Below are 3,609 nucleotides of genomic sequence, written 5' to 3'. Positions count from 1 at the left end.
GGTCATGGCCGCGCCGATGGCCGCGCCGACGATCACTTCCTCGGAGATGGGGGTATTGCGGATCCGGTTGCGGCCGAACATCTGTAGGAAGTCGCCCTCGACGGCGCGCGACTTCCCAGCGCCGCCCGTCGTGCCGTAGACGTTGGCTTCGACGTCCTCACCGATGATCACGACACGCTCGTCGGCCTCCATGGCCTCCCGCTGGGCGGCGCCGATGGCGCCGAGGTAGCTCATCACGGTCATGACATTGCTCCGATCGGGTCGGTGTAGAGGTCCTGGAAGGCGACCTGGGGGTCGGGGAAGGGGCTGGCGTCGGTGAATCGCACCGACTCCTCCACCTCCTCGAGGACGTCCGCTTCGAGAGCGTCGAGCTCGTCCTCCGTGGCGATGCCACGCGCCGCCAGCACCGCGCGGAAGAGCACGATCGGGTCACGCTCGGTCCACGCCGCGCGCTCCGCGGCGTCGCGGTAGTCAGTGCCTAGTCGAAGGCCCTCGGAGTGTTCGTTGAAGCGGTAGGTCACGACCTCGACGAGGGTGGGACCCTCGCCCCGCCGCGCCCTCTCGACGGCGACCGACACCGCGTCGTAGACGGCCAGCACATCCTGGCCGTCCTCGACGCGAACCCCCGGCATCCCGAAGCCGGCGGCCCGCTCGGCGATGACTCCAGAGGTGACCGTGTGGGCCGGGGTGGAGAGGGCGTACTGGTTGTTCTCACAGAGAAAGATGACGGGGAGGTCCCAGACGCCGGCCATGTTCATCGCCTCGTAGAGGCAACCCTGGTTGGCCGCACCATCGCCGAAGAAGGCGAGTGCGACCTTGCCGTTGCCAAGGACCTTGCTGGAGAGCGCAGCTCCGGTGGCGATCGGGATCGAGGAACCGACGATGCCGGACTCACCCAGACTTCCCACCTCGAAGTCGGCCAGGTGGAGCGATCCTCCCTTGCCGCCGCAGACACCGTCGGCCTTCCCGACCAGCTCCGCCATGAGGGGACCCAGAGGAGAACCCTTGCCGATCGGATGGCCGTGGCTGCGGTGGTTGCCACTCATGTAGTCGGCGTCGCCCAGCGCCATACAAGCGCCGACGACTTGGGCCTCCTGACCGATGCTGGTGTGCACCGTGCCGGGAATCTGGCCGCGCTTGACCATTTTCGAGGCCCGCTCGTCGAAGCGGCGGATGCGCAGCATGCGCCGCTGCATCTCCATCAACAACTCTGGAGAGAGACTCATCGCTTCCTCACTGCCTGTCTATTCGTATATTGAATTGATATTCAAGCACAGGGGACGTGGTCCGGCAAGACCTTCCAACACCTGTCATGCCAGCTTCACCCCACCAAGAGGCGAGCAGTGTCCAGATCGGTGACCAGCACGTCGACCCAGCCACCGCGAAGGGCAGCGACGATGGGAAGGTGCTTGTCCGCTCCTCCAGCCACCACCACCCGTCGGCGAGCCGCCGCCAGTTGCTCGAGGGTGCAGCCCACCACCAGGTCGTCCAAGGACGTCGGCACCGGGCTCCCGGCCTCGTCGAGGAACCGCTGGTTGAGCTGACTCACGGCGCCGGCACCCCGTACCTCGGCAAGCTGGTCGGGACTGAAGTAGTTGTCGCCCGTCTGGAGTTGGCTGTGCACCGCAGGGGGCCCAACGCCCACGAACGCCATATCCAGGTCGTCGAGCAGCCCCAAGGCACGCTGCACGTGCTCGTTGCGAAGCATCGCGTCGCGGAGTTCAGACGTCGTCAGCACGCCGGGTGTACGCAGGAAGACGGGCTCAGCCCCTAGCGCGGTCGCCAGGGACTGGGTCGACCGTGCCGCGGAGTGTTGCCGCGCCGGGGAGCCCAGATCTCCCAGCATCTCGACGACGTGTCGGGTAGCCGTGCGCGGCACCGCCGGGAGCGCGAAGGCCATCGCCTGCAACGTGAGACTCCACGAGGTGAAGCCGACGGTCTCCGCACTGACCAAGGCGTCATCGAGCTGTCGCGCGGCGGCCTGTCCGAGCACCGAGGCCAGGTCCGGGCTCGGCGCTGTCACGGGGACGACGTGCACCTCCACGAGCCCGAACTGACGCTCGATTGCCTCTTCCAGCTCGGGACGTAGCCCGTCGGGGACAGCGACCACGGTGCGGATGATGCCGAGATCCTCAGCCTGTCGGAGCAGTCTCGAGACACGAGCCTGGGACATCCCGAGGCGCGCCCCGATCTCACGCTGGCGCACACCATGGACGTGGTAGAGGCGTGCAACGACCGCCGTCAGTCGGAGCACGTCTGAGGTAGGCCCCAGTTCCGTCTCGTTCACGTCCGACCGCTCCTCCGGGCCACCACGGGCGCGAGCAGGTCGTCGATGCGTTGGACCACGAAGGTCGGCCGTCGCTCTCGCGGGGCAGCTGCCACGCTCGCCTCCGTGCTCTCACCCGTGAGCACGAGTGCCGAGTCCACGCCCGCGTCGACGGCCATGGCGATGTCGGTGTACAAGCGGTCGCCCACCATGAGGCACTCGGACGGGGGGAGGCCCATGATGTCGAGCGAGGTCTGCAACATGATCGGTGACGGCTTGCCGAGGTTCACCTCGCACATGACCCCGGTGCTGGCCTCGATGGCGGCGACGACCGCCGCCGCATCAGGCTCCCCGCGCCCTCCGGGCATGGGGCAATACGCATCAGGGTTGGTGGTGACCAGCCGTGCTCGTCGATGTTGCCACAGCGCGTCGAAGGCGATCTGCAGCTTGCGGTAGTCGAAGGTCCGGTCGTAGCTGGCCACGACGATGTCGATCTCCTCCGGCCTTTCGCTCAGACGGAGGCCGGCGTTTCGCACGGCCCGCTTCAACGGTTCCTCGCCGATGACGAAGACAGCCGCGCCAAGCGCCTCCTTCTGCAGCCACGCCGTCATGGTCACCACGGTGTTGACGATGTGACTGGTCGGCGTCGGCAAGCCGAGCCGGGCGAGCTTGTCGGCGTACATCTGCGGATCGCGGGTCGGGTTGTTCGACAGGAAGAGGGTCTCGCAGCCCAGCTCGCGGAGCCTCGTCACGAGGCGATGGGCGCCCGGCAGCAGCTCGTCGCCGAGATAGATGGTGCCATCGAGATCGAAGAGATAGCCGCCGTAGATGCGGGAAGGCAGGGCTTCGGGGGCGTCGACCTGAACGGTCATCGCGTTGCCTCGGCGAGTCGCGCGAACAGCTCACGCGTCGAGGGATAGATGTCTCGGTAGACCTCGTAGAGCCGGTCGTACGTGGCGGCTGTCTGCGGCTCGGGCTCGAAGGAGGTGGAGACGCCACTCATCATCGCGGCGGCCGCAGGGATGGACTCGTGGAGACCCACGGCGGCCGCAGCGAGCATGCCGGCCCCGAGGCACGTGCTCTCGGGTTCCCGGACGACCGACACCTTCCGGCGCATGACGTCGGCGATGATCTGGCACCACACCGGGCTGCGCGACCCGCCTCCCAACGCGATGACGTCGGTCACCGGTTCGCCAAGTGCTTCCTCCGCGCCGGAGGTGAGGAGTCGCTGCTCGAAGGCGATGCCCTCCAGCAGCGCGCGGTAGACGTGCGACTTGCCGTGGACCCCCGTGAGGCCCAGCAGCACGCCGCGGGCGTTGTGGTCCCAGTACGGCGTCAGCGCA

4 protein-coding genes and 1 pseudogene are annotated in these 3,609 nt (G+C 67.6%); all 5 read right to left on the bottom strand.

Annotated elements, in window-relative coordinates; genetic code table 11:
- Positions 1-234, bottom strand: a pseudogene (locus JWN68_RS17900) (hypothetical protein); the annotation flags it as partial.
- Between the two features lie 5 nt (positions 235-239).
- Positions 240-1,226, bottom strand: a complete 987-nt coding sequence (locus tag JWN68_RS17895; RefSeq protein WP_297741470.1) for a thiamine pyrophosphate-dependent dehydrogenase E1 component subunit alpha — start codon at positions 1,224-1,226, stop codon at positions 240-242.
- A gap of 95 nt (positions 1,227-1,321) precedes the next feature.
- Positions 1,322-2,287 carry a sugar-binding domain-containing protein gene (locus tag JWN68_RS17890; RefSeq protein ID WP_297741468.1) on the bottom strand — a complete coding sequence of 322 codons (966 nt, stop codon included), beginning with the start codon at positions 2,285-2,287 and terminating at the stop codon, positions 1,322-1,324.
- Positions 2,284-3,138, bottom strand: coding sequence for an HAD-IIA family hydrolase (locus JWN68_RS17885; protein ID WP_297741466.1), 855 nt, complete (start codon positions 3,136-3,138; stop codon positions 2,284-2,286). Before JWN68_RS17885 ends, JWN68_RS17890 begins: the two co-directional genes overlap by 4 nt.
- Positions 3,135-3,609, bottom strand: a 475-nt coding sequence (locus JWN68_RS17880) for an FGGY-family carbohydrate kinase (protein WP_297741464.1), incomplete at its 5' end; no start/stop codon positions are given. The genes JWN68_RS17880 and JWN68_RS17885, both read right to left, overlap by 4 nt.

This window comes from Nocardioides sp., assembly GCF_025964975.1.
Taxonomy (GTDB): Bacteria; Actinomycetota; Actinomycetes; order Propionibacteriales; family Nocardioidaceae; genus Nocardioides.
The sequence above is the reverse complement of the archived record's forward strand: the minus strand, read 5'-3'. Positions and strand labels throughout refer to the sequence as shown.